Source organism: Methylobacterium radiodurans, assembly GCF_003173735.1.
Taxonomy (GTDB): domain Bacteria; phylum Pseudomonadota; class Alphaproteobacteria; order Rhizobiales; family Beijerinckiaceae; genus Methylobacterium; species Methylobacterium radiodurans.
The window spans coordinates 1,914,017-1,940,426 of record NZ_CP029551.1; the positions used below are offsets into that span (position 1 = coordinate 1,914,017).

Here is a 26,410-nt window from a genome sequence, read left to right on the forward strand (position 1 = left end):
GAGCGCGGCCCGGCCACAGGCGCGCAGGCTCGCCGCAAGCGCACACAGCGAATCCTCACAGCGAATCGAGCAGCGGCGACACGGCCGCGAAATGGTCCGGCCAGCCCGGCGCCCGGTAGCCGTCTAGACGGGTGGCGAGCGCGGCCCGCGCCGCCGAGCCGGGCTCGGCCAGCGCCTCGATCGCCCGCATCCAGCCCGTTCCGTCGAGCGGATCGATGAAGTCGCAGAAGCCGGCGCCGATCTCGCGGTGGACCGGGATGCCGGAGGCCAGCACCGGCAGGCCGGAGGCCGCCGCCTCCACGATCGGGATGCCGTAGCCCTCGGTGAAGGAGGGCATCAGGAGCGCGGTCGCGCCCCGCATCAGGGCGGCGAGCCCGTGCGTCGAGAGACCCGAGACCTCGACCACGTGCGGCCGGATCACAGCGCAGCGGTCGAGCAGATCGACAATGTTCTCCGCCTCCCAGCCGCGCCGCCCGATGAGGACCAGACGCGGCGTGCGCTCGCCCAGCCGCTCTGCGAGCGCACGCCACAGGTGCAGCAGCAGCAGGTGGTTCTTGCGCGGCTCGATCGTGCCGCAGACCAGGAAGGTGGGGCGGTCGATCGCGACCGAAGGCCCGTCCCGTCCGAAGGCCGGCTCGACGCCGAGATGGCCGACCGCCACCGGCGGCGGGGTGAAGCCCGTCCCGCGCAGATGGGCGCAGGTGCGCTCGGCCGTGTCCCGGGAGTTCGCCAGGATCGCGGCGGCATGCCGGCCGATCGTGCGCAGCCGCTCGGCGTGCCGCCCAGCCTCCCCGGGCCTCCCGTATTCCGGGTGGGTGAGGGGGATGAGGTCGTGTACGAAGAAGGCGGCGCGCACGTCGCGGCGGTCGTAGAGCCAATCGAACCGCTCCGGCCGGTCGAGGCGCAGGTGCGAGGTGTGAACGTAGAGGGTCCCCGGCGGCAACGCGCGCGCGGGCTTGCCCCCGAGGATCGTGCGCGCGGCCCGCATCTGGATCAGCCGGCGCGCTCGCACATCCGCGGCGCGTGGGCGTGTTGGCTCCGGGGCCGCCGTGCCGCCGATCCGCGCGGCGAGTGTGCGGTAGACCGGATCGGTCTCGGCCGTCCCGTTCTCCGCCCAGCCCGCCGCGACCGCCTCGACGATGGCGGCGGCCTCCTTCCTGTCGAGCACGCGCGGGCCGAGGGCTGTCGTCACGAGGCCGAGGCGCTCCCCGTCCTGCGCGAGCAGGTGGCGGGCATAGGCCAGATCGACCCGATCGATTCCCGAGGGGCTCGCGTGCCGCAGCCGCGTCACGAGGCGGGTGATGTCGACGGCGACGGGGCGCGTTGAGAGGGGCGTCATGGAACTCCGGCTTCGCAGGACCCGCGAGCCGCCGGGTTACCCGCGCCGCACCGGAAGGGCCAGAGCGTTCGGATCCTGACGTACGAAGGGGCTTGCGCAAGCTCAAGCCGGCCGCTACATCCCGGCTCGCCCGCAGGGGCGTCGGAGCGTAGCGCAGCCCGGTTAGCGCACTAGTCTGGGGGACTAGGGGTCGGAGGTTCGAATCCTCTCGCTCCGACCATAAATATCAGTGACTTAGCCCCCGTTCGCTTCGTCAGCTTCGGCCATTTTGCAGAACGTTTTGAGAAACGTGGGTTTCACGGCTCTCCGTTCAGCGCCCGAATCACATCCCGCTCGACCAACCGCTCATCCGCCGCCGCCTCGCTCTGGGGCTTGTGGAAAGCCTGCATCTTGGCCGCTTGGGAGGAGTTCGGAGATTTCTAAGCCGGCTGTCCGGACCTTGGCGATAGACGCTTCCTTGTCAGACCCCGAAGGTTAGCGGAATGCCTGGTAAAAGTCCTATAGTCTGCCCTCGTCGTTCGGATGTGTTCAATGCAGAGCATATCATAAAAGCCGTCAGAAAAGACTACGTTTCTAAGATCAATTAAATGACCTGTGATTTCGGGGAGATTTGCAAGATAAAAGCTTTACTGCTCGTGACTTTGAGTGAAAAATACAATCTGATATCACTGCAGGAAAGTTCGATTGCCTTAGCAATAGTGAACTAAAATAATGCAGTGATTGAATGTTGGCATTTTGGTGAAGCTTCAATTAGGCGTATGATTTTTTTTCTTCTTTTCCTAGATTTGGCAAGCCAATAGGTGTAGTAATGTCGCGCCTCTGCACCCAAGCGCGACGGACCGGGCATTTATGCACATTTCGAATAGTAATTACAGTGTCGCAGAAATATTGGGAATGCTAGATCGCCGTGAATTGGTGGTCAATTCTGGCTATCAACGCGGATCAGGGATATGGCCGGAGGGACCTAGCAGTTATTTCATTGATACGATCCTGGGAGGATTCCCATTTCCAAAAATATACTTGTATGAATACATGGACCGCGCGACTAGAACTCCAAGAAAAGAAATAGTGGATGGGCAGCAACGGATCGGCACCATACAAAGGTTTGTGAACAACGACTTTGCCATTCGCGGAGAATCACCTTACGCGGGTTCAAGGTTCGATGACTTAGATCCGGAAGTGCAAGATTCGTTTCTGGCGTATACAATGTCGGCGGATGTGATCAGAAATGCACGACCGGCAGAAATATTGCAGATGTTTCGGAGAATGAATGCTTATACGCTTCCTCTGAATGCTGCGGAAAAGAGGCATTCGAGCTACCAGGGCGCATTCAAATGGACAGTTAATAGCATAACTGATCATTTGAATGATTTTTTTCAAGAGTATGGTGTCTTCACAGCGCGGCAGATCGTTCGCATGAGTGACGCGGAATTGATATCTGACTGTATTCTTTCTATCGAAAATGGTGTCGTCAGTACGAGCGAAAAAGACCTCGCAGCGCTGTATCATCGGTACGATCATGAATACCCCAATTCAGACGAACATCGTCATTTTATAATTTCGGCTGCGGAATACATAATTGCCGATTTTGCCAATCTTCGCGGCACGCACATGATGAAGCCATATGCGCTGCATTCATTGCTCACCGCGTTGATCCATGCCCGGTACGGTATTCCTGCGATAGCTCGCCAGATGGATGTTCAGCCTATAGGAATGTTTGCAGTTAATCCCAGAGGTGCTGCAGAAGGACTTCTTGCTCTTGCCCAGGCGCATGAAGCAAAAGAAGTCGATGGTCCGTATGGACAATATGTTTGGGGGGCAACCGCAGGTACCAATCGCGTCAACCGCCGTTTGGCGCGCGTATCTGCAATACTCCGTGCGCTTGGTCTGAATGTCGGGCAGCACGTTGATGCCGAACTCGCTTGACTCGCATCACATCAAACTTGCAATCCAGTTACAGACTTTAACTAGTGGGTTTAATCGCCACTTGACAGTTGCTGCTAGTCAGCGTGTGCTTGATCGTGCAGCAGTACGAGAAGGCTTGATATCTTCTTTATGGCAAGTATGGTGTCGTTTCTTCCGTTCGGTAATATTAACATCAGCGAGCGGTGGTGTAACGCGCTCGGGTGTGGCTATAACTTCAGCTTATCCAGGGCTTTCAGAGCCGCAATTGCTGTTCGTTGCAAAGCAATTGTCAAACAATGCAAATGTCAGTTCGATTAGATCTATTGCAGGTCATCACCTTGAGCCAACGTGGGGTGACATCAACAAGGCATTGAATATATCTAACGGAATGGGCTTTTCAAACTCAGGTCAATTATCAACAGCTCTGTCTTTTGCTGCATCAATACCAGATCTGCAGATTTGTAGAAATGCCACTTCTCATTTTGGATTAGGTTCATTGTCACAACTTAAAGCAAGCCGAGTGCGATACACTCACACAAAGCTCCTCCACCCAACGGATGCTTGCGTTTGGATTGATCCCTTGACTAATGGTTATTTATGGGATACTTGGGTTGATGAAATCAATACAGTCGCTAGCCACGCCTGTTCCTAGATTATCAGATGGCATTAGAGCTTTCTCAAGAATCATAGGTGTTGCGGTTCCGGTGGTGTTCGTCCAGCTTCGCGATCGCCGATTCGGCGAGGGTGCGGGCGAGATAGCGGTCGAGGATCTTCTGCGCGTGTGCCTGCGAGTGGCCGGTGATCGTCGCGATCTCGGGCACGGAGCAGCCGGCCTCGGCTAGCATCGTCACCGCCGTACCGCGCAGGTCGTGGAAGTGCAGGTCGTCCACGATGCCGGCCGCCTTGTGCGTGTCGGACCAGACCTCGTGAAAGCTCCGCTTCGGCCACGGCGCGCCGTCCGGCGCCAGCAGGATCATCACGCCCCGGCGGGGCGCCGCGTCCAGCGCGGCCTTCAGCGCCCGCGTCACCGGCACGTAGACGTGCCGCTTGCCCTTGCGTTGCCGCAGCGAGATCGCGCGGCCGTCGTAGGCGCTCCAGGGAAGAAGGCGGTCGATGTTGCGCACCACTTGGTTGCGCCGGACGGGGGCGAACAGCGCCTCCGCGTCGGGCCCCGCCCAGAGGGCGCAGTACGTCCCGAAGGCTAGATGCTGGCCTTGAGGCGGCCGACCTGACTTCGCGATCCGCTTCAACACCAAGTCGAACACGGCTTCGTCCTCACTCGCCGCGGCCTCTATGAATCAGCGCTTCTGTTCCTCGGGCGTCAGCTTCTCGGCGCCGAGCTCCGACGCCGGCTTCGGCTTGGCGGGTGTGTCCGTCGGCATCGGTGCGGCCCTCGGATCACCCGCAATGTAGGTGATCGACCCCCGGTGCTGGAACACGCCGATGAGTGTGTGCCGATGCGAACGACCATCGCTCCGCTAAGGGGCGTGAGCGGCCGCTCGCGTGATCCAGCCGAGCGGGTTTTGGCCCCGGACAGGGATCGATGCCGCAATCGGGTCCCGGGGCGCTGCCTCAATCCGTCCGAGCTTCGGCCCCCACGGATGCGGGCGCGTCGAGGAAGAACGACACGGCGCGGGCCACCACATCCGGGCTCCAGGCGTGCGGTCCGTCGTACTCCACGTAGATCAGGTCGTAGCCCGCCTCGCGCAGCCGGCGGGCATGGACCCGGGCGCTGCGGTCGATCGGGATCTGCGTGTCCTGGGTCCCGTGCGAGAGGAACAGGCGCGGCGCGCCGACCTGCATCTGCACCGTCAGGAAGCCCGCCGACGAGACGATGACATGGCTCGCGAGATCGCCGTTGGTGAGCCCCATCGACATCGCGTAGCTGCCCCCGTCCGAATGGCCCGCGAAGGCGAGATGCTCCGGGTCGATCAGGAAGCGCGCGGCGACGAAGGCCAGGGCCGCGTCGAGCCGCTCGCGGTCGGGGCCGTTGCCCGCGATCACGAGGTCCCAGGTCGGGAACAGCGACTGGGGCACGAGCAGCAGGAAGCCGCGGGCCCGGGCGTGGGCCTCCAGCATCGGCAGGATGCGCTCGGCGCTGCCGCCGCCGCCGTGGAAGAGGACCACGAGGGGCGTGGGGGCCCTGGCATCGACCCCCTCCGGCACCACGAGCACCGCGTCGCGCTCGGGAAACAGGCCGAGATCGTGCCGGCCGGGCGGCAGCGGCGCCTGATCGGGCAGGCGGGGACGGAAGCTCAGGCGCCCGGCAAGGCCGGGATCGAGGGACAGGCCGTCGAGCATCGGGAACTCACTGCCGCAGAAACGAGAAGCGCCGCGGCCCGGGGGGCCGCGGCGCGTGGATGCGTGTCAGGCGTGGTGGCGCATCAGGCCTTCTTCTTGAGCTGGCTCTGCGGGTTGAGGCTGCCGATATTGCCGCTCTCGCTGCCGGCCTGGGGATCGATGACCGCGTTGATGAGCGTCGGGCGGCCCGAATCCATCGCCTCGTCGACGGCGCGCTTCAGCTCGTCCGGGGTGGTGACGTTCACGCCCACGCCCCCGAAGGCCTCCATCATCCGGTCGTAGCGGGAATCCTTCACGAAGACCGTGGTGCCGGGATCGCGCCCGGTCGGGTCCGTGTCGGTGCCGCGGTAGATGCCGTTGTTGTTGAAGACCACGATGCAGACCGGCAGCTCGTACCGGCAGATCGTCTCGACCTCCATGCCGGAGAAGCCGAAGGCCGAGTCGCCCTCCACCGCCAGCACCGGCTTGCCGGTCTCGATGGCCGCCGCGATGGCGAAGCCCATGCCGATGCCCATCACGCCCCAGGTGCCGACGTCCAGGCGCTTGCGCGGCTGGTACATGTCGATGACGCCGCGGGCGAGGTCGAGGGTGTTGGCGCCCTCGTTGACGAGGATCGCGTCGGGCCGCTCCTTGATGACGGTCTTGAGGGCGCCCAGCGCGCCGTGGAAGTCCATCGGAGCAACGTTGCGACGGAGCTTCTGCTCCATCTTGGCGACGTTGGTCTCCTTCTTCGACTTCAGCGTGTCGAGCCAGGCGGCCGGGGGAGCCTTCCAGTCCTTGCCCATCCCGTCGAGGAGCGCCTGCACACAGGAGCCGATATCGCCGACGACGGGGGCGACGATCTCGACGTTCGAGTCCATCTCCTTCGGCTCGATGTCGATCTGGATGAACTTCTTCGAGCCCGGCGCACCCCAGGTCTTGCCCTTGCCGTGCGACAGGAGCCAGTTCAGGCGGGCGCCGACGAGGAGGACGACGTCGGAATCCTTGAGCGCCGTCGAGCGCGCCGCGCCCGCCGAGAGCGGGTGGGTGTCGGGCAGGAGGCCCTTGGCCATGCTCATCGGCACGTAGGGGATGCCGCTCTGCTCGACGAGCGCGCGCACGGCGTCGTCGGCCTGGGCGTAGGCCGCACCCTTGCCGAGCACGATCAGCGGGCGCTCGGCGGTCTTGAGCACGTCGAGCGCGCGGGCGATGGCATCCGCGCCCGGGCGCTGGGCGGGGGCCGGGTCGATCACCTTGACCAGCGACTTCTCACCGGCCGCGGCATCCATCACCTGCGAGAACAGCTTGGCCGGCAGGTCGAGATAGACGCCGCCCGGACGACCCGAGCAGGCCGCGCGGATGGCGCGCGCCACGCCGATGCCGATGTCGCAGGCGTGCAGCACGCGGAACGCGGCCTTGCAGAGCGGCTTGGCGACGGCGAGCTGGTCCATCTCCTCGTAGTCGCCCTGCTGCAGGTCGACGATCTCGCGCTCGGACGAGCCCGAGATCAGGATCATCGGGAAGCAGTTCGTCGTGGCGTTGGCGAGCGCGGTCAGGCCGTTGAGGAAGCCCGGGGCCGATACCGTGAGGCACACGCCCGGCTTCTTAGTGAGATAGCCGGCGATCGCGGCGGCATTGCCAGCGTTCTGCTCGTGGCGGAAGGAGACCACCCGCATGCCGCGCGCCTGGGCGAGGCGGCCCAGATCGGTGATCGGGATGCCGGGCACGCCGTAGATCGTCTCGATGCCGTTGAGCTTCAGCGCGTCGATGACGAGGTTGAAGCCATCGGTGAGTTCCGGCTCGGCGGCGGCGGGGCTCTCGATGTGGTCGGCCTGCTCCTCGACGCGGTCGAGCGGGATCCGGTCGTGGGCGGTCGGATCTCGGGAGATCGGATCTTGGGCGTTGCGGTCCATGGTTTCCTCCTGCGTCTCGTCCGCGGTGCCGCCTTCGGGGCGGTCTGGTCGGGTTGGTCGGGCACGGTCGGCGCCTACGCCGACCGAATCTTCGTGAAGCATCGAGGTGGGCAAGCGAGATTCATGTCCCGTCTTGACCAGGTCGGGATCGGCAGTGAACATCCGTCCTGCCGGCTGCGACCCCGCTCAGACCCGGATGCCGCGACACGCGGCCGTCATAGCTCGATTTGGTCTACTGTATACCAGGCGAGACTGTGCCGATTCGCCGGGGGTGTCAATTGGCATGCCAGCGCTGGGGTGACAGAGCCGCGGATTCGTCTAGCTGAGCGGCGCCGGAAGCAGGGCGCGAGGCGCGACGCGAACCTGCACGCCGTCCACGGCCCAGCGTCCGCACTGGCGAATACCACGGGATCTCGACGCGATCGGTTCGGAGTGGCCCGTACGCCGCTCGCCAAACAAGTAGGCCGAAAGAAGCGACCTGCTGGCGCGTTCGCGCCCGTATCCTGCCTGGGCTGGCGGCGTCATCCTCGGGCGCGATGGCCCTCATTCCGGAACGAGGCCGGCACCGCGCGCGCACGCGCCCGATCCCGCCGGGCAGCCACGTCCGCGATCGGGCGCGTGCGCGCCACGAACCGCCGGCCCGTCGCGATTAGGAGATCATCCAGGTCAGGCAGAACAGGGCCGCGAAGAAGGCCCCCGATGTGACCGTCACGGCCACGACTTCGCGATGCTGGAGCAGAAGATTTTCGGGGGAGGGCGACATGGCGGGAAACTGGCTTGATCCGTGGATCTTCATAGCTGTCCCAGCCCCGACTTGCGACGGAGCGAAATGATTAACGCAGCATGACAGCCGTCCTTGTCGCCCCACCGCAACACTCGCCCGTAGCCGGGATCGGGGGGTGGGCGGAGGGGCGACGCGTCCCCGCCCTGTGCGGTCCGGCGCATGGATCGGCGCCCGGGCCGTTCGCCTCGTGTCGCGAAGCGGTTCGAGGCCGGCGGCTGCGCGGTGCTCGGGTAACCAATGACAGTAACCAATTAAGCGCATTCTAAACGTTGTATTGCTGAGAAGCGCAGGCCGATGTTACCTGATGTCTCAAAGTTTAAGTCTTCTGATTTGGGAAGTCCTGACGGATGGTGGCCCTTCGTGCTCCGCTGGATGCTGCCGGCAACCTTGATGCTCCGGTCGGCGCCCCCGGCCTGGATCCGGTGCCGCTCGTCGTCGATCTCGACGGGACGCTGCTGCGCACGAACCTCATCCACGAGGGGATCCTCGCCCTGCTGCGCAGCGACGCCCTCGCGATCGTCCGGCTGCTCGGCTGGCTCCTCGCCGGGCGCGCCGCGCTCCGCCGCCGGGTCGTCGCGCATCCGGCCCTCGACCTCGCGACGGTGCCGGTCGACGAGGACCTCCTGGCCGACCTGGCGGCCCGGAAGGCCTCCGGGCGCATGATCGTCCTGGCAACGGCGCTCGATCCCGCGGTCGCCCGCCGGGCGGCGCAGCGGTTCCCCATGGTCGACGGCGTAATCGCCGCGGGGGACGCGTCCGGCCCGGCGGCGGCCGCGCGGGCCACGCGCCTCGCCGAGCTGTTCCCGCAGGGCTTCGACTATGCGGGCTCCGCGGGCGCGGACATGCCCGTCTGGGCTGCCGCGCGCCGCGCCCTCGTGACGGGGGGGCGGCCGGCGATCGTGGAGGCCGTGCGCGCCCTCGGGCGGCCCGTGGACGAGATCGGCGCGAGCGCCAGGCCCTCGCGCCTCCGCGCGCTATTCAAGGGCCTGCGCCTGCACCAATGGGCGAAGAACGCGCTGGTCTTCGTGCCGCTCGTGCTCGGTGGTCGGGTCGGCGAGCCCGCCGCCTGGCTCGCGGCGCTCGGCGCCTTCCTGGCCCTGGGCCTGATCGCCTCCGCCACCTACCTCGTCAATGATCTCTGGGACCTCCCGCACGACCGGGCGCACTGGACGAAGCGCGACCGTCCGCTCGCGAGCGGACGTCTGCCGCTGGCCCTCGCGGTCCCCGCAATCGCCGCCGGACTGGCGCTCGGGCTCGGGCTCGCCACCTGGGTCGGTTCGGCGGTGCTGGCCGGCGTGCTCGCCTATCTGGCCCTCACCCTCGCGTACTCGCTCTCGCTGAAGCGGGTGCCGATGCTCGACGCCCTGATGCTCGGCAGCTTGTTCACGATGCGCCTCGTCATCGGTGTCGCCGCGGTCGCGGTGGCGTGGTCGCCCTGGCTTCTCACCTTCTCGATGTTCCTCTTCACCTCCCTGTCCTTCGCAAAGCGCCACACGGAGCTGCGCGGCGCGGTGAAGCGGATGCGTAGCGGCAAGCTCTCGGGTCGGGGCTACCACACGGCTGACGAGCCGGTGGTGCTGGCCTTCGGCATCGCGGCCGGGCTCGCCAGCATCGTGATCTTCATCCTCTACCTCGCCAACGAGGCCTTTCGGCACGCGGTTCTGGCAGCCCCGTTCCTGCTCTGGAGCTTCCCGCCGATCCTGGCGCTGTTCATGAGCCGGGTCTGGCTGCTCGCGGGGCGGGACGAGCTCAACGACGACCCGGTGGCGTTCGCGATCCGCGACCGGGCGAGCCTGGGGCTCGCTGGCGCGGCGGGCCTGGCCTTCGCGCTCGCCGCCTTCGGCATCCCGGGCATCGCCGGATGAGCGGCCAGACGAGCGGCCGGATGATCGACCATCCCGTCATCCGCTTCCTGATCGCCGGCGGCTCGGCCGCCGCGATCAACTGGCTGGCGCGCCTCGCGCTCTCCCCGGTCCTGCCGTTCGGTGCGGCCCTGATCGTCGCCCAGGGCATCGGCTTGGTGGCGGGATTCTGGCTCTACCGCGCTTTCGTGTTCCGGGCCGCGGGCGGCTCCCTCCGGCGTCAGCTCCCCGCCTTCCTGGGCGTGAACGCGGCGAGCGCCGTCATCGTCCTGGCAGTGAGCCTCGCGGCCTCCGCGGCGCTCGTCCGAGGCCTCGGCCTCACCGTTCCGGTCGCGGAGGGGATCGGGCACGCCCTCGGCATCGGAGCCGGGGCGGTCGCGAACTACCTCGGCCACCGCTTCGTGACCTTCGCCGGGCTGGCGGACCTCGGTGCCGCCCGCTGACCTGCAGCTCCAGACGACGTGATCCGATGACCCTCGATGCCTCGCTCGGCCTGCCCGCCGGCCGTCCCAGCCCCGTTCCGTGGAGCATGCGCGTGCGGGCGGGGCATGGCCTGCGCCGCGCCGCGCAGGGCCTGTGCAGCGATACCCTTGTCCTCTCGGCCGCCGGCGCTCTCGTCTCGGTGGCACTCACGGGCTTCGTGCTCGGCGCGTCGAACAACCTGTTCCACCTGCCGATCGTGGCGGGGTTGGCCGACGAGCCGCAATTCGGTGCGGACGCCTTCGTCCAGTCCCTGCGCTTCTTCGCCTCCGGGATCTGGCTGCTGCTGCGCGGCTCGGCCGCCCAGGTCGATCCCTACTGGCTGTTCCTCGCCCTTCACGTCCTGTCGCGGTTCCTTACGATCCTGGGGCTGCTGCTCTGTGCCGGGCAGCTCGGCATCCGCGGCCGGAACCAGAAGATCCTCTTCACCGCCCTGGTCTGCCTCGCGCCGATGCTGCGCGGCGTCTCCTATGCGGGCGCGGGCGGCCTGTTCCTGAACGTGTTCACGCATTCGGAGATCGCCAACGGCCTCTCCCTGCTGATGATCTGGTGCCTCGTCACGGGCCGGATCACGGCCGGCCTCGCGCTCAACGGGCTCGTCTTCTTCGTCAACGCCTTCGTGGCCGTGTGGAACGCCGTGCCGATCGCGCTGATCTGCGGCTACGGCCTGGCGACCGGCCGCCTCGACCGGGCCGGGCTGGTCCGCTCCGCCGCGCTCGGCCTCGCCCTCGCGGCCGTTCCGGTCCTTCCCGTCGTGCTCAACGTCCTGGCGAATCCGAGCTTCGGCCGGCCCGCGGGCTTCGACTACCCGACCTTCCTGCGCGACTTCTACCCGCACCACTTCCTGATCGGGGAGGTCCCCGCCGGGCAGCTCGTCTCGGTCGCGGCCCTGCTGCTTCTAGCCAATCTGAGCCTCTGGCGACTGCGCTCCCGGTCCGCGCCGTTCCTCGCCGCCCTCTGGGGCTACATGGCGGTGTACGCTCTGGGCATGGTGGTGCCCCTGCTGACGAGCAGTCCGGCGGTCCTGAACCTGCACCTCCTGCGTGTCAGCACCGTCTTCCATCTTCTGGCGGCGCTCGGCAGCCTCGCCCTGCTGACCCGAATGCTGCACCGGCGCATGCCGCTCCATGCGCGAGCGACGGCCCTGCTGCTGTTCTGCCTCCTCTGCACCCTGCGGCCGCTCACCCTTCTGGCACCGCTCCTGCTCCTGCCACGCCGTCCCCCGCGCCTTTGGCTGGATCTCTTCCGGCGTCGGGTTCCGGCGCGGGCGGCCGGGGCCGCCGGCCTCGCGGCGCTCGCCTGCGCGGCGGCCTTGATCGGCGGGCTGACGCTGAAGGGCTGGGCCCACAACCGACGTGTGGCGCAGGTCGCCGCGGAATGGGAGGCGCTCGGCCGCTGGGCCCGGAGCGGGACGGCGCCGGATGCGATCTTCCTGGTTCCCGTCATCGGCGCGCCGGACCTCGCCGAGGTCCTGCGGGACGTGCCGCGGGAGATTCAGGAAGCCGGAACATCGCGCTTCGAATACGCGTCGCACCGGCGGGTCTGGGTCGATTTCGGCCGCGGCGCCGCCGTGATGTGGCACCCCGGCTACCATGCCGAGTGGCGGAGCCGGACGCGGGCGGTAGCGGCCCTCCGCACGCTTCCGGAGCGCAGGGCCTACGCCACGGCGAACGGCATAGCCTATGTGGTCGAGCGCTGCGCCGGGGAGAGCCCGCCGGATATCCTGTTTCGGACCCGGAGCTTCTGCATCCTTCCGGGCGCCGGCTCCGGCTGAGCGCCGGAGGCCCTACCGGGAAGAGCGGACGGACCGGCCGTCCGCACTCCGCGCCCGGATGGCCGCGGGGCAGGCCCCGGCGGTGCCGATAGGGCCTGCGACGGCGATCAGGCCGCGTCGCCGTCGTCCGCGTCGAGGATGGCTTCCAGATCCCCGACCAGCGCGTCCAGCTGGTCCGGCTTGGCCTTGAGCTTGAGCTTCGTGCCGTCCTCCGCCTCGACCGCGATCTCGACATGGTCGTCCACGCGCGCGGCAAGTGCTTCCTTGATGGTGTAGGTCGTCACGTCCTTGGCCATGAAGCCGTCCTCTGCTGGGGCTGACGGCTTGGCAAGAGAGGGGGCGCACCGATGGTTCCGGGTCGGCGCGCGCCGGGCTCGTCATCGAGGCCGTCGGTCGAACGCGACGCGCGCGAGACGGTCTTTCCGATCGTGCGGGGCGGCGTGCGCCTGCTCGACGGCTCCCGGCTCGAACGGCTCGTTGCACGCCTCATCATCGGTCCGGCCCATGGTGGCGGGCGTCGACAGGGCCCGGATGCGGTTTCCTCACCCACCCGCCCGACCCACCGCCCGCCCTTGTGGGGAACGGCATCGACCCGGGCTGCGAAAAGGGGCTTGCCAAGCCGGAACCGACACCTTAGACACCCGCTCACGGCCGGGGCGGCACACATGCCAGCCCGGTACGCTAGGCGCCCGTAGCTCAGCTGGATAGAGCACCAGACTACGAATCTGGGGGTCAGAGGTTCGAATCCTTTCGGGCGCGCCATCACTACGCTAAGCCATTGCTTGGCCTGAAATTCCCCTTAGATCAGTGCCTTACGCGACCGCCGGTCCTGCAAACCGGTGATGCAAAACGCTATGGCACGCATGGCTTACCGAACCACGGATCGGAACGGCACGCTCTATTTCCGTAGGGTCATCCCCGCGGAGCTGCGGCCCTTCATGCCAGCCCCGTGGACGGGCAAGGCGAACTGGACCAAGAGCCTCGGGACGAAGGAAGCGCGAAAGGCCGTCCAGCCCTACGCCCGCTGCCTGAGCGACTGCGAGGCGGACTTTACGGCGGCCGAGCGAGCCAAGCGCGGCGAGAAACCGATAGCTGCCTCTCACCGCCGATCCGCCATGCCGCCCCTTGAGGAGATCGAGGCGGACGTGCTGGCCGAGCTTCTGGCCGCCGACGATGCGGCTCGGACCGATGGCGACGCCCGCAAGCAGCTTCAGACCGCTGAGGAGAGGGCGTGCCTTCCGCACCTTGAGGCCATCGCGCTCGGCGGCCGGTGGATGGAAGAGGACTTCTTTGAGGGCTACGGCGAGGAACTGGAGCTGCTGCACGGCGACTACGCCAGAGCGCTCGCGCGGCAGAACCCTCAGGCCGTGGATGCGGAGTGCCGAGCCTTCCTCCGCCGCCGTGGCCTCCCGATTGAGCCGGACTCGGGCGACTACCGCGAGGCGGCCTTAGCGGTCTTGCGGGCCCATGTGCGGGCCTACGAGGCGAAGCTGGAGCGTCACCGCGGTAAGGTCATCGCCACGCCAGCACCGCGCCGGGGGAGGGGCCCAACGCTCTCCGAGGCGTACGCCGCCTGGAGGTCCGGGAGCGGCGCACGGGGCAGCAAGAAGCCGGGCGAGCGGACGCTGCTTGAGGCGGACTATGCTGTGCGGCGCCTCACGGAATGGCACGGTGACATCCGCCTGGGCGACCTCACGCGGGAGAAGGCGCGGGACTTCAGGGACAATCTCGCTCGGGTGCCCACGCGGCTGCCCGGCGACCTGAAGCGCCTGCCGATGCGTGATCTCCTCAAGCGAGACCTCGGCGCTTACGCCCCGCAGCACGCGGCCACGATCAACAAGACCCTCAACATCCTCGCCGCCATCGCCAACCACGCGGAGGCAGCAGGGAGCCTGGACGGGGTGCCAGACTTCAAGAATCCCTTCGGCAAGGGCACCAAGCTGGTGGTGGATGCGAGGGCGGAGGAGAAGCGGCAATCGTTCAGTCCTGGGGACCTGAAGGCCATCTTCGGGACGGGGGTTTACCAGAGCGGCGAGCGACCACGCGGTGGCGGCGGTGAGGCGGCCTTCTGGCTCCCACTCCTGGCTCTGCTCTCAGGCGCCCGCCAAGGCGAGCTGGCGCAGCTCCGCATCATGGACCTGGCTCAGGACCGGGAGGTGGGGGTCTGGCTCCTCGACATCAGCACGGCGGGCGGCCGGAGCATCAAAACCGCCTCCTCGCGCCGGAAGATCCCGGTGCACCCTGAGCTGGAGCGCATCGGCCTCCTCCGCTACCGGCAATCCCTTTTGGACAGCGGAGCCAAGCCCGATGCCTCTCTCTGGCCGCACGTCGAGGCCGACAGAACGGGCCATGGTCGAAATGGTTCAACCGATACCTGCGCGACAAGGCAGGCATTGAGGACCGCACCAAGGTGTTCCACTCCTTCCGGCACAGCTTCAAGGAGCTAGCGCGGGCGGCACGCCTCGGGGAGGACGTGCACGATGCCCTCACCGGGCACACAGGCGGGGGCGTGGGTCGCAAATACGGCGGGTTCGGCTTGAAGGTGCTCGCGGAGGAGCTGGCACGGATTGAGGCGCCGGCCGCGGTACGGGGCCTGAGGTGGGGATAGTCGCACACAACGGTGCATCTCGGCCACCATGAGCATCAAGGCGTGAGAATAGCAGCCTTTAAGGATTTCGGCAAAGAGTCGAGCACGAAATCCTTGTGGGAGTGATGCAGAGGACGCAGTTTTTCTGCGTACATCACAAACATAATGCGATTCATACGTTGAGCAACAGCTTTGATTTCGGCGCTTAGACTTTCGTGCTCTGCTTCCTCGAAGCGAGATACACTTTCTAGAGGCACTCGCAGCGCCAACTTTCCTTCCTCTGCAGCATGCGCATAGGAGCACAAATGGGAGTATGCCTGAATGAGATGGTTTAGATCGGCTTTTGCGGGAGCACCTTCGGCGCCGAGCTTGGAGGACCGCACCAATGTTATAAGTTCATATGTAAACTTAGTCCCTGACGCTAGGAAGCCCTGCTCGTGCGCCACTGTTCTGAGCATATTCTCAATCGCACTGCGCAGCATCATGCGGGATGGTTTGTACATGCCCAACAGTAGCAGGACTTGGCACGCGGCTAAGTCTGAAAGCAGTTCACGAAACTGTAGAGCCGCCTGCGCATCGATTGCGGGCTTACGGGGGCGGCTTATCGCTTCGTTCCAGATAAGTAACGCATGTATGTATTTATAAGCTTGGGAAAATAATTGCTTTCGCCCAGCATCATCCAGCACATCTCTAAACGAAATGCCCTTGATGAAAGCGTGAATGTCGGCAACACCCTCAGATTGTGCGCTCATGATTCTTGCGCGAGCAAATCTTGAATAACCTTGACCTGACCGGTATTTTGGACCGAGCCAATTGAGAGGCTACTGCATGGCCGCTGCCATGGGTAGCCGGAAGGCCAGATCAGGGAAGCTGACAGGCGCGGGCGGCCGGTAGCCCAGGGACGAGTGCGGCCGGACGCGGTTGTAAGTGTTTTGCCACAGCCCGATCACGATCTGCGCTTCTCTCAATGAGTAGAAGATTTCCTGCCGTAGGCACTCATCGCGCAGCTTGCCGTTGAAGCTCTCACAGTACCCGTTCTCCCACGGCGAGCCGGGCGCAATGTACTGGATCTGGCAGCCTGCCTTGGCGACCCACTTGCGCAATGCCTTCGCGATCATCTCCGGACCATTGTCGCAACGGATGTGTTCCGGGATGCCGTGCAGGCACATCGCGTCGGCCAGCGCCTCGATCACGCCCAGGCTGTTGATGCGCCGAGCCACCTTCAGCGCCAGGCACGCCCGGCTGTGCTCATCGATCAGCGTCAGGATGCGCAAGCTCCGCCCGTCGTGGGTCTGAGCCTGCACGAAGTCGAAGCTCCAGACGTGATTGCGGCGGAGCGGCCGTAGGCGCACGCAGGACCCGTCGTTCAGCCAGAGGCGGCTGCGCGGGCGGTGCTTCTGCGGGACCTTCAGCCCCTCACGACGCCAGATACGCTGAACCCGATCTTTGCCCACCTGCCAGCCCGCTGCCTGCAGCAGGGCGGTGACGCGGCGGTAGCCATAGCGCCCGTACTCGGATGCCAGGGCGACGATGGCGCGGGTCAGCCCATCCTCGTCGGCCAACACGGTGGGCACGTAGCGCTGCGTGCCCCGATGCTGGCCGACGATCCGGCAGGCGTGACGTTCCGAGAGGCCGTACTTCTCTTGGATGCCGTCAACCGCCTGCCGGCGTCGCTCGGGGGCTACAAGTTTCCCGCCGCGACGTCCGCCAACACCTGCTTCTCCAAGGACAGGTCGGCCACAAGCCGCCGCAACCGAGCGTTCTCGCGCTCCAGATCCTTCATCTTCCGCGCCTGATCGACCTGCAGGCCGCCGTACTCTTTGCGCCAGCGGTAGTAGCTTTGCTCAGAGATCTCTGCCTCCTTGCACGCTAGCGCTAAGTTCTTGCCCTGCGCCGTCTGCACCTCGATCTGGCGCAGCTTCAGCACCACCTGCTCCGCGCTCGTCTTCTGTCCTCGTCGCATGTCCGACTCCTTCGGTCCTGGCTGATCCTCTCAATCAGCTCGGTCCAAAGCCAGCCGGTCACGTCAGAGCCCGAAAGGATGCTGGGAGGCCTCCAAGCGGTGGCCGCGAACGCCGATGAGCGAGAGGAAGACGTAAAGCGGCAGCTCCACGCCCTTTTCCGTCAGCTTCTCACGGTATCGACCAACGGCCTCTAGCACCTTCCACTCAACCGCGGAGGCGGGGATGAAAGGCCCGTGCTCATTGCTGTAGCCGACAGTTGAGCCGCTCTCGATGATGCCTGAGCGGAAAAGGAGGGCGTAGTTGAAGGTCCCTTCCTCGATGTCTTCCCGCCCTGTAAACGTCGCGTAGCCCTCCAGTGTGTGCACCGTGTTCAGTCCGCCGCTTGAGGATCCCACGGGGAGGAGGAGGTCGCGGTTGCGGTTGATCCCGACATTCCTCTCCGCTGCGAACGCCTCCAGCGGCACGACATGGAGGATGACCTTGGCGCCGCTCCTCAAGCCCACTGGCCCTTCGCCAGCCTCAATAATGCCGAGTCGTTCATTCCTGAAGCGCCTGATGCCCTGGTGAAGCCCCTCAGTGGCCAGGAAGGCGCTCCGCAGCTCGGCCACGTCCATTTGGGTCTTCCCGGCATTCGTCCGGCCGTAGAAGTGCCCGTGACCACGGAAGGTCACCCGATGCGGTCCTAGGTAGCTCCGTGGCGCCCGGAGGATCAGGAGCCCCTTGCCGTCTGGTCCCGGCAGCCACCGCAGCTCTACGCGGGGCAGGCGCGGCTCCAGGCCGGTTCGCAGGATGCTCTCCAGGCGCAAGACCTCCGCGTCCGGGTCGGGCAGCTCGATGCCAGGCGCACCCGTGGCCTCGCCTTGAGCCTCCATGATGCCGAACACGATGTCACCGCCGGCCGTGTTGGCGAGGGCCGATACGTCGGCCAGGAACTCCCGCTTGTCGTCGTCCTTGCCGCCTACAGGGGCCTGCTTCAGGTCCAGCGTACGGCCTTCGCGGAGCCCCGCGTCCACCATCGCCGCCACGTCGCTAAAGGCCAGCGCATCGATAGGCTTCGGGAGCATGGCGCCACCTATGCGGGTGTGAGGCAAGGGAAGGAATGCCGGTCGGAGCCTATGAGGAGTCAGGACCTTTTGCCACCCACGCCAAGCCTATGCGCGATGCTGTCATGGCGGAACTTCAGCGGCGGAATTGATGTGACCGAGACGGGGATAGTGCGCAGTTTCGGGAGTTTCCACCGCTTTCTTACCCCGCTGATGCAGCACTCGGATGCACCCGAAACAATCGAGGCTTACATATCGTCCTGATCAAAGTTTGCACGGCGATATGAGCACGGAGGGCATATGACAGGTTCCAATGCAGCTGCTAGCGGCGACTCGGCAGTCGGCCGACTGCCTCAAACCGCAAACACAATTGGCAACTTGAAGATTATTGGCGCAGCAGTATTTGTCATTATATCCGCAATTTTTGGAGCAGGCGTAGCTTACAGCAAATTCGAACACAGAATAGGTAGAATCGAAGCTCAGATGAGGACGTTAAAAAATTCAACTTATGGAGGTGATGGGGAGGGCAACAGGGTCAGCTCCAACGGGGGTCGCACACCAGCGCCATCTGTGTGCCCAAAAGGTTACTTCGTCAGCGGAGTCAAGAATTGGAGCGACAATGAGAGGCAATGCGTTGGGTGCTTCACCGGAGTACAGGTATTGTGTCAAAAGCTTAACATGAGCGAGGAGTGGTGAGCTGCTGGATGGCGCACTTTCCTGCGCTCTCCGACAGTAATTCGTCGCAGTGTTTGCATCTGTCTTGCTCGCGCTCAACACCCGATGCGGGGGCGCTTTACGATTCTGAGCTGTGCCGCAGTGGGATCAAGGCTCAATGTGTCAAAAGCTTAACATGAGCGAGGAGTGGTGAGCTGCTGGATGGCGCACTTTCCTGCGCTCTCCGACAGTAATTCGTCGCAGTGTTTGCATCTGTCTTGCTCGCGCTCAACACCCGATGCGGGGGCGCTTTACGATTCTGAGCTGTGCCGCAGTGGGATCAAGGCTCAAGCCGCCCACCGCGCCAGCGACACCTCAGTCTCCGCCTGATGGCCTCTAATCCGATAGACCGCCTGCCGACTCAAGCCCCTGGCGGCGCCCCCTCAGCTCACTGCCGGCGTGGTGGCCTTCTCGCCGCTCAACGCCCGATGCACCGACCCCTTCCCGATCCCGAGCTTAGCCGCGATGGCGCCCATGCTCAGGCCCTCCGCTGATAGGGCCTTGATCTCCTCCATCTTGGCCCGTGCTGTCGGCTTGCGGCCCTTGTAGGCGCCCTCCGCCTTCGCCTTGGCGATGCCCTCGCGCTGGCGCTCCAGCATCATCTCCCGCTCGAACTGCGCCACGCCCCCGAGGACGTTGAACATCAGCTTGCCGGTAGGCGTCGAGGTATCCACCCCGAGGTTCACGATGCGCAGCGCCACGCCCTTAGCCTCCAGAGCGGCCAGGATGCTGCCCATATGGGTCACCGAGCGGGCCAGCCTGTCGAGCTTCGTGATCACCAGCGTGTCACCCTGGCGGGCGAACTCCAGGGCCGCATCGAGCTGCTTGCGCGGGGCGACCGATGACACCTGCTCCCGGAAGACCTTCTCGCACCCGAGGGCGGTGAGGTCTCGGAGCTGGGCATCCAGCCCGGCCTCCTGTTCCAGGGTGGATGTGCGGGCGTATCCGATGAGCATGGCGGCGGTCCTAGACTAGGCGTTCCACTGAGGTCTGAGACATAGAGCCTCGGACCGTTCCAGAATGCAAGACCTTTCTTTTGGAACCGCCCTGCCTGCCCTCTGGAACGTTCCGCTAGAGCAAGCCCTATTGGAACGCCAAGCCTATGCACCGGCAACACCGGAGCCTTCACGTCCTCCGCGCTTTGTAGATTCGGCGCCATCTCAGCGCCGCAGGCCGGAGGGCCAGACCATGTGTGCGGGCGGCGGGAGGAGGTCGGGGCAGTCAGGTTATGGGCGCCGGCTCCCCGAGGTGCACTTCCGGTCTCGCGGGCCACGTTGCCGGGCAGCCAACGAGAACAGGCGGGAAGCTCCGGGCGCTGCGGGCCTCGCCGTGTCAGCCCTCAGACTTGCCACAATGAGCACGGCTGCGCTGGCGGTCTTCGCGCTTCGCCTCCTGCCGTCGTCCTGAGGCTGGACGCCGAGACCACCCACTTCCGGCCTCGCGTTTGCTTGGAGGGGAACTCAGGGTGGGTATACGGGGGGAAATCCAATTCGCCACTAAGAGGGTGACCTCTCAAATTCATGACCCCAGTGGGTAGTTCGGACGGCCCCTCTACGTCGAACCTAGAGCGTAACCGCACGTTAACCCCGCATGGTCCGTCACCTCGCCTTCATAGCGCTTCTGGGGCTAGCGGGCCTGCTCACCCACGGCAGCCGCCATCACGTGCCCATAGCGGACGCAGGCACGCACCTCTTCCAGCACTAAGCCCCGCAACGGGCCAGCCGGAAGAGGAGACGAACCCGCTCCGGCCGGCCCGCGGCCCCCTAAGCCTGGGGATGAGCGAGGGGCATCTGTGTGTCAGCATGAGGTGTGCCAGACCGCGGGGCCGAGACCGCCCACCCCGGCCCCGCGTTTGCTTGGAGAGGAACCCAGGGTGGGTACCGGGGGGAAATCCTGGCGCTCGTCTTCAGGTATGGCGTGTCGCGTGAGTGACCCCTGTGGACAGTCTGGGTTTTCGATTGAACTTAGGCTGCGGCAACAGGGCGATCCGCTAATCTTAGAGCATACCTGCTGGCGGGAGCGATAGTTGTGTTCGAAGCCTACTTCGATGAAACCGGCTCACACGATGGCGCTGCGGTCTTAAGCGTGGCCGGCTTCATCTTTGAGAGCCACAAGGCGTCTGAGATGCGGACCCGCTGGCAGAAGGTTCTTGATGAGAACAAGATGCCGTACCTGCACATGAGTGAATTCGCTGCTGGTGGCGGTCCGTACCGGCATCTCGGAAAAGACAAGCGTATAGAGATCCAACGCGAGCTTCACGCCATTCTTCATGATGCGGCGATGTGCGGGATTGTCATATCTGTGAGTAAGGAAGCCTTCAACAGATCAGGCTTGAGCGATAGCGCACTCCCAAACCCATATGCGCTCTGCTGCTATCTATGTCTTCTGGCGGTTGTCGAGACTCTGGGAGAGCGAAAGCTTGAGGCAAACCTCACATACTTCTTCGAGGAGGGGCACAGGAATCAGCCCACCACAAATCAGATGATGGTCTTTCTATTCCGAAATCTGGAAAGGGTGACGCACTCGTTTATACCCAAGTCTGACGGTGGCCCGATCCAGGCAGCCGATATGCTCGCATGGCTGCACAACAAGTACGTTGCGAACTTACTTCGGGGGGAAGACCGGATGAGGCAAGATTTGCGGGCGCTGGTGAGCCGGGTTCGATGTGATGCGGCCTGTCTAACTACGGTGGGCGATATCGACGCGATCTTCGAGCGGATGCGAAAGAGCATCTCTGAAACCCCGAGCGTACGCGTGTCGGGGATTTTCGCGGGCATGCCGTTTGGGAGGACGGTCTCAAACAGCTGCGCGGAGCGCTCTTACTGGTAGATAACAGGCCACCTCAGGTCCGGCGCCGTGGCTTGGCTTTACGCTTCCTCGCCGGCTTCTTGCCCGTGATGGCTCTGGTCATCTCGGCAGCGGCCAACTGTTGCTGACGACGAGCTATGGAAGTGGCCGTGCCGATCCACCACCCGGCAGCACGGTTGGCGGCTGAGAGCCAGACGCTCAGAGCAGGGTTCTTCATGCGGGCCTGAAGAGGGTTTGTGCAGCCGCCCCGGCGACACAACGCGCCAACAGCCCGAAGGTGGCCCCTTGCCGGTCCTGCCGCCAAGTCCTACAATCTTGCCCACACCAGCGGCGGCATCGCACTGTTTTTATTGCGGAATTTCGGTTGGCCTTGCCCCCCTTTCGGGCGCGCCACTAAATTCTCTCATCTTTGCAATCACTTAGCGCAGCCCCAGGCGATTGAGGGCAAAGCGTTGCGGCAGGGCAACGACTAGCAGACGACTAGATTTGTGCCCTCGGCTGGCACGAAGTCCCAACCGACGAAGCCGAGTGCGGCTTCGATCGAGCCGAGGTTCGGGCGGTTTTTATGCCGCCACGCCTTCAGCGCGGCCCGGCGCACGCGCGAGCCTTCCTCAACTTCATCGTAAGTTACGTTGAGCTGCCGCATCTCGGCGAAGAGCAGCTTCACATGCGGGCTGACACCCTCGGGGACCGTGACGGTCGAGGGTCGGCGTCGCCGGGGCTCGGGGTTGCGGCGGCTATATTTCAAGGGGGCGGGCATGACGACGATTGTGACGATCGCCGCCACGCAAGGGAGGGTATTTGAGTAGCCTTTATGCCGGCTGCTTCCGCAACCTCGCATGATCAAAAATCTCATCAGTCAGGAATACATTTTCGACCCTTGTTTCGTGTAGTCCCGGCTTGAAGAAGGTTGCAACGTTTCCTGAGCCCGTAGTATCAATAAAATTGTTTCTATTAATTGCAGGGTTAACCCAATCAGGCTCAAAGTCTTCGATGTTTATGCTGCGCAGATTTTCAGTCCCGTCAAGAGGCGCTCCTTGCGAGTCAAATACGAGCATTATTGATATCATGGGAATTGCTAGATATGGCATTGCATGGCCAATGTTGTAAGCCGTGGCAAATAGGGGAAAACTGCTAAGTCGTGGTCAAAAACTATAGATCTTTCGTTGTCTAGTAGATGTATTGTCCGTGTCCCATCAAGCATTTCGGGGAAGGATGCCAAATGCGCTAAGCGGTTTCGAAGGCTCTTGCGATTTTGATCGGTTGTTATCAGCACATGCTCTATCAAAGGAAGGGCGCCGCCAATTGCAGCTGCGATTTTCACGGCTCTCGCGTCGGTGGAGCTTCCGATTTGGAGCCTCAAGCTATAAAAATTTAGCTCTTTCCCGAGGATTTCTTGGGAGACGAAGGCAGAAATTCTGTCAAGGGTTGCTACAGCAGAAAGCCGCAATAAGGCGAAGTCGTACTCCACACTTCTCGCTACTAGTCCAATCGCCAGCGGTTGGCGCAAAGCATCCCAACCGTGCTCTTCGAGATCTGTCGAGGCACTACTCTTTTGCAGGATAACTACAGGGTAGTCGGGCGATAAGCTGATATTCGTAATATTATCAATTACATCGACGTGTGACAGAAACCTTATTTTCTGCTGCAATTAGGTTTCAAAGTGATGCATGTAGACGTATACATTGTCTAGAATATTGCTGCTGCGAGAACTGAGCTTGTAGGCTTTAGATATTTCTTCTCTAAGCTTGAGGTAAGCTTCCATTCCTCTTTGCTTCATGCCCCCGCTCGGTAGTGAGGCGATTTTCTGGGTCAGTATCTGATATTCTACGCCCGCTTCATTGAAGTTCATCACTGCCTCGTCTCGCCTCTCAGCAGGAGTCAAAAATAAGCAAAAACTGATTTACGTCTATCCAACTCCCGAGATCGCGCGTCACCCGCATCCCCCCCCGGAGGACCCAAAACTTCTAAATGTGTGGCATTATCGTCTGTCAATGGCTTTGATGAGGGAGATCATAGAAATCTTGCGAACAATTTCAAACTGTTCGCCTTCATGTTCGCTCGCCATGTGAAACGAACATCGAACAGCGAACACCCCCTAAAGGGGGCTGTTCGCTGTTCGGTGTTCACGTGACCCAACCCATTGCCTCTTCCTGTCTTCTCAGTTTCATTCGGGAAGCATGAGCCATTCGCCGATGCGCTCGACCTCGCCCTTATCGATCAGCTTCTTCAACTCGCGTCGCTTCATCGTCGCAAGAGAGTCGGGTCGCACGTTAGGCCCGCCGAACTCCTCGCGAAGGCGTTTGCGAAGATCGCCAACGGCCACGGCATGCCGACCGTTCGGATGATCCTCCCCAACCTCTTCGAGACTTTGTGAAGCACCTTGGCGCCCCGCGAAGGCCCCTTCTTGCTGCCCAGGGAAACGCTCGTGCCGTCGGTCATCTCGAAGGCAACGATCGTCGTCGTGTCGGGGACCGCGATCGGGGCGGTCGTCACCTTCCCCTTTCGATCGCGGCCGAGGTCGATACCCTCGACGAAGCCGTGGAGGTCTACGGCGACCTGAAGGCCCGCATGGCCGGCTTCGGCCGCGCGCCCGACGACCTGAAGGTGATGCGGGGCCTGTTCCCGGTGGTGGGCGCACGGAATCCGAGGCCCGCGCCAAGTTCGAGGAACTCTAGGACCTGATCTGCCCGGTGGTGGGCTTGGCGCTGATGGAGCGCATGATCGGCGGCTTCGACCTCTCCGGCTTCGACCCGGACGGGCCGGTGCCCGAATTTCCGGAGGCCAACGGCGCCAAATTCTGCCAGCAGCTGATGTTCGACTTCGCCCACCGCGAGGGGCTGACCCTGCGTCAGCTCTACCTGCGGATCGCCGGTGCGCGCGGGCATTCGCAGATCGTGGGGACCCCCGCCTGGATCGTCGACGAGATGGAAGCGCGCTTCCGGGCGGGGGACGCCGACGGGTTCAACATCATGCCGCCGACGCTGCCGGGAGGCCTCGATGACGTCATCGAACTTGTCCTGCCGGAACTCCGTCGGCGCGGCCTGTTCCGGCAGGACTACGAGGGACGGACGCTGCGCGAACATCTCGGCTCACGCCCGCCGCCCTGGCTTCGGCCGGGGCACCCCGGCGTCAGGTTCGCACCGCTAATCAGGGCTTCACGTCCGGCCTCGGGTCCGGGACGAAGCCGTCGCGGTTCGGCATGCGGATGGCCGGGAGCGATTGGGCATCGAACACGGCGTCCTCAGGGGCGAGCCCGTTCAGGTGAAGGACGTAGCCCGAGACCGCGTAGACGTCGTCGTCGCTGAGCGATTGCGGGGCGTTCATCGGCATCGCCCGACGGATGTAGTCGAACAGGGTCGGCGCGTAGGGCCAGAAGCTGCCGACCGTCTTCACCGGCTTGGCGGTGGCGAGCGTCCCCACCCCGCCGACGAGCCGCTCCCCCGTGCCGCCCTCGCCCCGGCTGCCGTGGCAGAAGGCGCATTGCGCCTCGAACACCGCGCGGCCGTGGGCGACGCTGCCGCGGCCCGGCGGAAGCTTCCGGCCGTCGCGGTCGATGTCGATGTTCCAGGCGGCGATCTCGGCCTCGCTCGCCAGGCGGCCGATGCCGAGGCGCTCCGTGCCCCGCGCTGCGCCGCCGATGCCGAGCACGAGAAGGGCGGCCGCGAGCGCTCGAGCCCTACGCGTAGCCATTGGCGACCTCACCATCCGCCGCGATGCGCCACGGCACGACTGCATTGTTGTGGTAGAACGACTTGACGCCGCGCACCGCGGTCAGGTCCTCGAAACTCGGCTGAACGTAGCCCGTCTCGTCGATGGCCCGGCTCGCGATGGTGGTCGGCTGGCCGTCCCAGGTCCAGGGCAGGCGGAAGCGGGTCAGCGCCCGGTTCAGGACCGGCTCCTGCAACGCCGCCTCCTGCCAGCTCTTACCTCCGTCGGTCGTGACCTGCACGCCCCGGATCCGGCCGCGGCCGGTCCAGGCGATGCCGGTGATCTCGTGAAAGCCGGGGCCGATCCGCTGCGTGCCGGAGGGCCGGGTGATGATCGACTTCGCCTCCATGACGAAGGTGAATTGCCGGGCCGTCCCATCCGGCATCAGGTCCGTGTACTTGGACGTTTCCTCGCGGGTGTAGCCGGGCTCGGCCGCGACGTTGAGGCGGCGCAGCCACTTCACGCTCATGTTGCCCTCGAAGCCGGGCAGGAACACCCGCAAGGGATAGCCCTGCTGCGGGCGCAGGCGCTCCCCGTTCTGGCTGTAGACCAGGAGCGCGTCGTCGAGGCACTTCGCGATGGGGATGCTGCGGGTCATGGCCGCGGCGTCGGCACCCTCGGCCACGACCCACTTCGCCTCCGGTTTCAGACCGGCCTCGCGCAGCACGGTAGCCAGACGCACGCCCGTCCACTCGGCACAGCTGACGAGCCCGACGAGATCCGAGGCAGTCTTGCCCTTGATCGCCTCGAAGCCCGGGTTGCCTGAGCATTCGAGGAAGTAGATGTGCGACTCCGATGGGAAGCGCCGGACGTCCTCCATGGTCAGGACGAGGGGCCGCTCCACCAGCCCGTGGATCAGCAGCCGGTGCTGGGCGGGGTCGATGTCGGGGATGCCGCCGTGGTGGCGCTCGTAGAACAGGCCGTTCGGCGTGACGATACCGTCGAGATCCTGGAGCGGCGTGCGGGTGGAGGCCGAGGTGTACTGCTTGAGGCCCTTCGAGATGTTGCGGATGACCGCAGCCTCGAAGCGCGAGGGCGTGCCGTAGGGCTGGCTGCCCGTGTCGGCGCCGGGCACCTTCATCCATTCGGGTATGCCGGGCGGCGTCGACTCCTCCGCGCGGGCGGTGCCGGCCGCCGCGCCAACCGCCGCCGCCCCCGCCTGTACGAGGAAGCGCCGCCGGGCGGAGATCGTCGGGTCGTTGTCGCTCATGGCGTCACAGTCTGATCCCTTGCCGGTCTCTCGTCG

General features: G+C 64.4%; 22 protein-coding genes, 2 tRNA genes and 1 pseudogene. 10 read left to right on the forward strand and 15 right to left on the reverse strand.

From position 1 onward, the window contains the following. Positions 1-55: 55 nt before the first annotated feature. Positions 56-1,339, reverse strand: coding sequence for a glycosyltransferase family 4 protein (locus DK427_RS08770; protein WP_109950943.1), 1,284 nt, complete (start codon positions 1,337-1,339; stop codon positions 56-58). Positions 1,340-1,481: 142 nt separating this feature from the next. Between DK427_RS08770 and DK427_RS08775 the strand changes: the two genes are divergently transcribed. From DK427_RS08775 to DK427_RS26195, 3 genes are all read left to right on the forward strand, one after another. Further along, a tRNA-Pro gene (locus DK427_RS08775) sits at positions 1,482-1,559 on the forward strand. A gap of 629 nt (positions 1,560-2,188) precedes the next feature. Then, the gene (locus DK427_RS08780; RefSeq protein WP_109950944.1) at positions 2,189-3,265 is read left to right on the forward strand and encodes a DUF262 domain-containing protein; all 1,077 of its coding nucleotides are present in this window, start codon (positions 2,189-2,191) and stop codon (positions 3,263-3,265) included. Then, positions 3,249-3,896 (forward strand): hypothetical protein, encoded by a 648-nt coding sequence (locus DK427_RS26195; RefSeq protein ID WP_204165290.1) that lies wholly within the window; start codon positions 3,249-3,251, stop codon positions 3,894-3,896. Before DK427_RS08780 ends, DK427_RS26195 begins: the two co-directional genes overlap by 17 nt. A gap of 25 nt (positions 3,897-3,921) precedes the next feature. On the opposite strand, the gene DK427_RS08785 is transcribed toward DK427_RS26195, so the two are convergent. From DK427_RS08785 to oxc, 3 genes are all read right to left on the reverse strand, one after another. Then, positions 3,922-4,509 carry a tyrosine-type recombinase/integrase gene (locus DK427_RS08785; protein WP_245930850.1) on the reverse strand — a complete coding sequence of 196 codons (588 nt, stop codon included), beginning with the start codon at positions 4,507-4,509 and terminating at the stop codon, positions 3,922-3,924. Between the two features lie 307 nt (positions 4,510-4,816). Continuing rightward, positions 4,817-5,545 carry an alpha/beta hydrolase gene (locus tag DK427_RS08790; protein ID WP_109950945.1) on the reverse strand — a complete coding sequence of 243 codons (729 nt, stop codon included), beginning with the start codon at positions 5,543-5,545 and terminating at the stop codon, positions 4,817-4,819. Positions 5,546-5,628: 83 nt separating this feature from the next. Next, a complete protein-coding gene (gene oxc / locus DK427_RS08795; RefSeq protein WP_109950946.1) occupies positions 5,629-7,437 on the reverse strand; it encodes an oxalyl-CoA decarboxylase in 1,809 nt (602 codons plus the stop codon). 1,131 nt (positions 7,438-8,568) lie between these two features. Between oxc and DK427_RS08800 the strand changes: the two genes are divergently transcribed. The 3 genes from DK427_RS08800 to DK427_RS08810 are packed head-to-tail and all read left to right on the forward strand — an operon-like array spanning position 8,569 to position 12,337. Continuing rightward, positions 8,569-10,086 (forward strand): UbiA family prenyltransferase, encoded by a 1,518-nt coding sequence (locus DK427_RS08800; protein WP_109950947.1) that lies wholly within the window; start codon positions 8,569-8,571, stop codon positions 10,084-10,086. A 20-nt stretch (positions 10,087-10,106) separates the two neighbouring features. After that, positions 10,107-10,526, forward strand: coding sequence for a GtrA family protein (locus DK427_RS08805; protein WP_245930851.1), 420 nt, complete (start codon positions 10,107-10,109; stop codon positions 10,524-10,526). Positions 10,527-10,552: 26 nt separating this feature from the next. Continuing rightward, positions 10,553-12,337, forward strand: coding sequence for a hypothetical protein (locus DK427_RS08810; RefSeq protein ID WP_109950948.1), 1,785 nt, complete (start codon positions 10,553-10,555; stop codon positions 12,335-12,337). Between the two features lie 107 nt (positions 12,338-12,444). Here the strand turns inward: DK427_RS08810 and DK427_RS08815 are convergent, their stop codons facing one another. After that, on the reverse strand, positions 12,445-12,633 hold the full coding sequence (locus DK427_RS08815) for a hypothetical protein (protein WP_109950949.1): 189 nt from the start codon (positions 12,631-12,633) through the stop codon (positions 12,445-12,447). Between the two features lie 389 nt (positions 12,634-13,022). On the opposite strand from DK427_RS08815, the gene DK427_RS08820 reads away from it, so the two are divergent. Beyond that, positions 13,023-13,099: transfer RNA gene (locus tag DK427_RS08820), tRNA-Arg, on the forward strand. A 92-nt stretch (positions 13,100-13,191) separates the two neighbouring features. Next, positions 13,192-14,784 (forward strand): DUF6538 domain-containing protein, encoded by a 1,593-nt coding sequence (locus DK427_RS08825; RefSeq protein WP_109950950.1) that lies wholly within the window; start codon positions 13,192-13,194, stop codon positions 14,782-14,784. Between the two features lie 196 nt (positions 14,785-14,980). Here DK427_RS08825 and DK427_RS26200 read toward each other — a convergent pair whose 3' ends face one another. The 4 genes from DK427_RS26200 to DK427_RS08840 all read right to left on the reverse strand — a co-directional run bounded on the left by DK427_RS26200 (position 14,981) and on the right by DK427_RS08840 (position 19,601). Then, complete coding sequence (locus DK427_RS26200) at positions 14,981-15,676, reverse strand: hypothetical protein (protein WP_162559750.1); 696 nt, start codon at positions 15,674-15,676, stop codon at positions 14,981-14,983. Between the two features lie 69 nt (positions 15,677-15,745). Then, positions 15,746-16,887, reverse strand: a protein-coding gene (locus DK427_RS08830) for an IS3 family transposase (RefSeq protein WP_109950791.1) whose coding sequence is annotated in 2 segments (ribosomal slippage) — positions 15,746-16,620 and positions 16,620-16,887 — 1,143 coding nt in all. Because the reading frame shifts where the segments join, the coding sequence is not laid out codon by codon here. 63 nt (positions 16,888-16,950) lie between these two features. Next, positions 16,951-17,952 (reverse strand): AlbA family DNA-binding domain-containing protein, encoded by a 1,002-nt coding sequence (locus DK427_RS08835; RefSeq protein WP_109950951.1) that lies wholly within the window; start codon positions 17,950-17,952, stop codon positions 16,951-16,953. Positions 17,953-19,028: 1,076 nt separating this feature from the next. Continuing rightward, complete coding sequence (locus DK427_RS08840; protein WP_109950952.1) at positions 19,029-19,601, reverse strand: recombinase family protein; 573 nt, start codon at positions 19,599-19,601, stop codon at positions 19,029-19,031. Positions 19,602-20,673: 1,072 nt separating this feature from the next. Here DK427_RS08840 and DK427_RS08845 point away from each other — a divergent pair. Beyond that, entirely contained in the window at positions 20,674-21,474 is an 801-nt protein-coding gene (locus DK427_RS08845) for a DUF3800 domain-containing protein (protein ID WP_162559751.1), read from the forward strand. Positions 21,475-21,922: 448 nt separating this feature from the next. On the opposite strand, the gene DK427_RS08850 is transcribed toward DK427_RS08845, so the two are convergent. From DK427_RS08850 to DK427_RS26215, 4 genes are all read right to left on the reverse strand, one after another. Further along, positions 21,923-22,240, reverse strand: coding sequence for a hypothetical protein (locus DK427_RS08850; RefSeq protein WP_204165291.1), 318 nt, complete (start codon positions 22,238-22,240; stop codon positions 21,923-21,925). A gap of 291 nt (positions 22,241-22,531) precedes the next feature. Continuing rightward, positions 22,532-23,104 (reverse strand): hypothetical protein, encoded by a 573-nt coding sequence (locus DK427_RS26205; protein WP_162559752.1) that lies wholly within the window; start codon positions 23,102-23,104, stop codon positions 22,532-22,534. After that, positions 23,105-23,305 carry a hypothetical protein gene (locus DK427_RS26210; protein ID WP_162559753.1) on the reverse strand — a complete coding sequence of 67 codons (201 nt, stop codon included), beginning with the start codon at positions 23,303-23,305 and terminating at the stop codon, positions 23,105-23,107. Positions 23,306-23,697: 392 nt separating this feature from the next. Then, positions 23,698-23,949, reverse strand: coding sequence for a hypothetical protein (locus DK427_RS26215; protein WP_162559622.1), 252 nt, complete (start codon positions 23,947-23,949; stop codon positions 23,698-23,700). 30 nt (positions 23,950-23,979) lie between these two features. Between DK427_RS26215 and DK427_RS27035 the strand changes: the two are divergent. Continuing rightward, positions 23,980-24,560, forward strand: a pseudogene (locus tag DK427_RS27035) (LLM class oxidoreductase); the annotation flags it as partial. Between the two features lie 43 nt (positions 24,561-24,603). Here DK427_RS27035 and DK427_RS08860 read toward each other — a convergent pair. Together DK427_RS08860 and soxC are read right to left on the reverse strand one after the other, a co-directional pair. After that, entirely contained in the window at positions 24,604-25,146 is a 543-nt protein-coding gene (locus tag DK427_RS08860; protein WP_109950954.1) for a c-type cytochrome, read from the reverse strand. Beyond that, a complete protein-coding gene (gene soxC / locus DK427_RS08865; protein WP_109950955.1) occupies positions 25,133-26,374 on the reverse strand; it encodes a sulfite dehydrogenase in 1,242 nt (413 codons plus the stop codon). Before soxC ends, DK427_RS08860 begins: the two co-directional genes overlap by 14 nt. Between the last annotated feature and the right edge of the window lie 36 nt (positions 26,375-26,410).

Bases quoted from the DNA above. Each gene is read 5' to 3' on its own strand.
- DK427_RS26195 (WP_204165290.1), top strand. From the start codon at position 3,249: ATGCCGAACTCGCTTGACTCGCATCACATCAAACTTGCAATCCAGTTA.
- DK427_RS26210 (WP_162559753.1), bottom strand. From the start codon at position 23,305: ATGAACTTCAATGAAGCGGGCGTAGAATATCAGATACTGACCCAGAAA.
- DK427_RS08840 (WP_109950952.1), bottom strand. From the start codon at position 19,601: ATGCTCATCGGATACGCCCGCACATCCACCCTGGAACAGGAGGCCGGG.
- soxC (WP_109950955.1), bottom strand. From the start codon at position 26,374: ATGAGCGACAACGACCCGACGATCTCCGCCCGGCGGCGCTTCCTCGTA.
- DK427_RS08810 (WP_109950948.1), top strand. From the start codon at position 10,553: ATGACCCTCGATGCCTCGCTCGGCCTGCCCGCCGGCCGTCCCAGCCCC.
- DK427_RS08815 (WP_109950949.1), bottom strand. From the start codon at position 12,633: ATGGCCAAGGACGTGACGACCTACACCATCAAGGAAGCACTTGCCGCG.
- DK427_RS26200 (WP_162559750.1), bottom strand. From the start codon at position 15,676: ATGAGCGCACAATCTGAGGGTGTTGCCGACATTCACGCTTTCATCAAG.
- DK427_RS08800 (WP_109950947.1), top strand. From the start codon at position 8,569: ATGGTGGCCCTTCGTGCTCCGCTGGATGCTGCCGGCAACCTTGATGCT.
- oxc (WP_109950946.1), bottom strand. From the start codon at position 7,437: ATGGACCGCAACGCCCAAGATCCGATCTCCCGAGATCCGACCGCCCAC.
- DK427_RS08860 (WP_109950954.1), bottom strand. From the start codon at position 25,146: ATGGCTACGCGTAGGGCTCGAGCGCTCGCGGCCGCCCTTCTCGTGCTC.
- DK427_RS08835 (WP_109950951.1), bottom strand. From the start codon at position 17,952: ATGCTCCCGAAGCCTATCGATGCGCTGGCCTTTAGCGACGTGGCGGCG.
- DK427_RS08790 (WP_109950945.1), bottom strand. From the start codon at position 5,545: ATGCTCGACGGCCTGTCCCTCGATCCCGGCCTTGCCGGGCGCCTGAGC.
- DK427_RS08825 (WP_109950950.1), top strand. From the start codon at position 13,192: ATGGCACGCATGGCTTACCGAACCACGGATCGGAACGGCACGCTCTAT.
- DK427_RS08805 (WP_245930851.1), top strand. From the start codon at position 10,107: ATGATCGACCATCCCGTCATCCGCTTCCTGATCGCCGGCGGCTCGGCC.
- DK427_RS08770 (WP_109950943.1), bottom strand. From the start codon at position 1,339: ATGACGCCCCTCTCAACGCGCCCCGTCGCCGTCGACATCACCCGCCTC.
- DK427_RS08780 (WP_109950944.1), top strand. From the start codon at position 2,189: ATGCACATTTCGAATAGTAATTACAGTGTCGCAGAAATATTGGGAATG.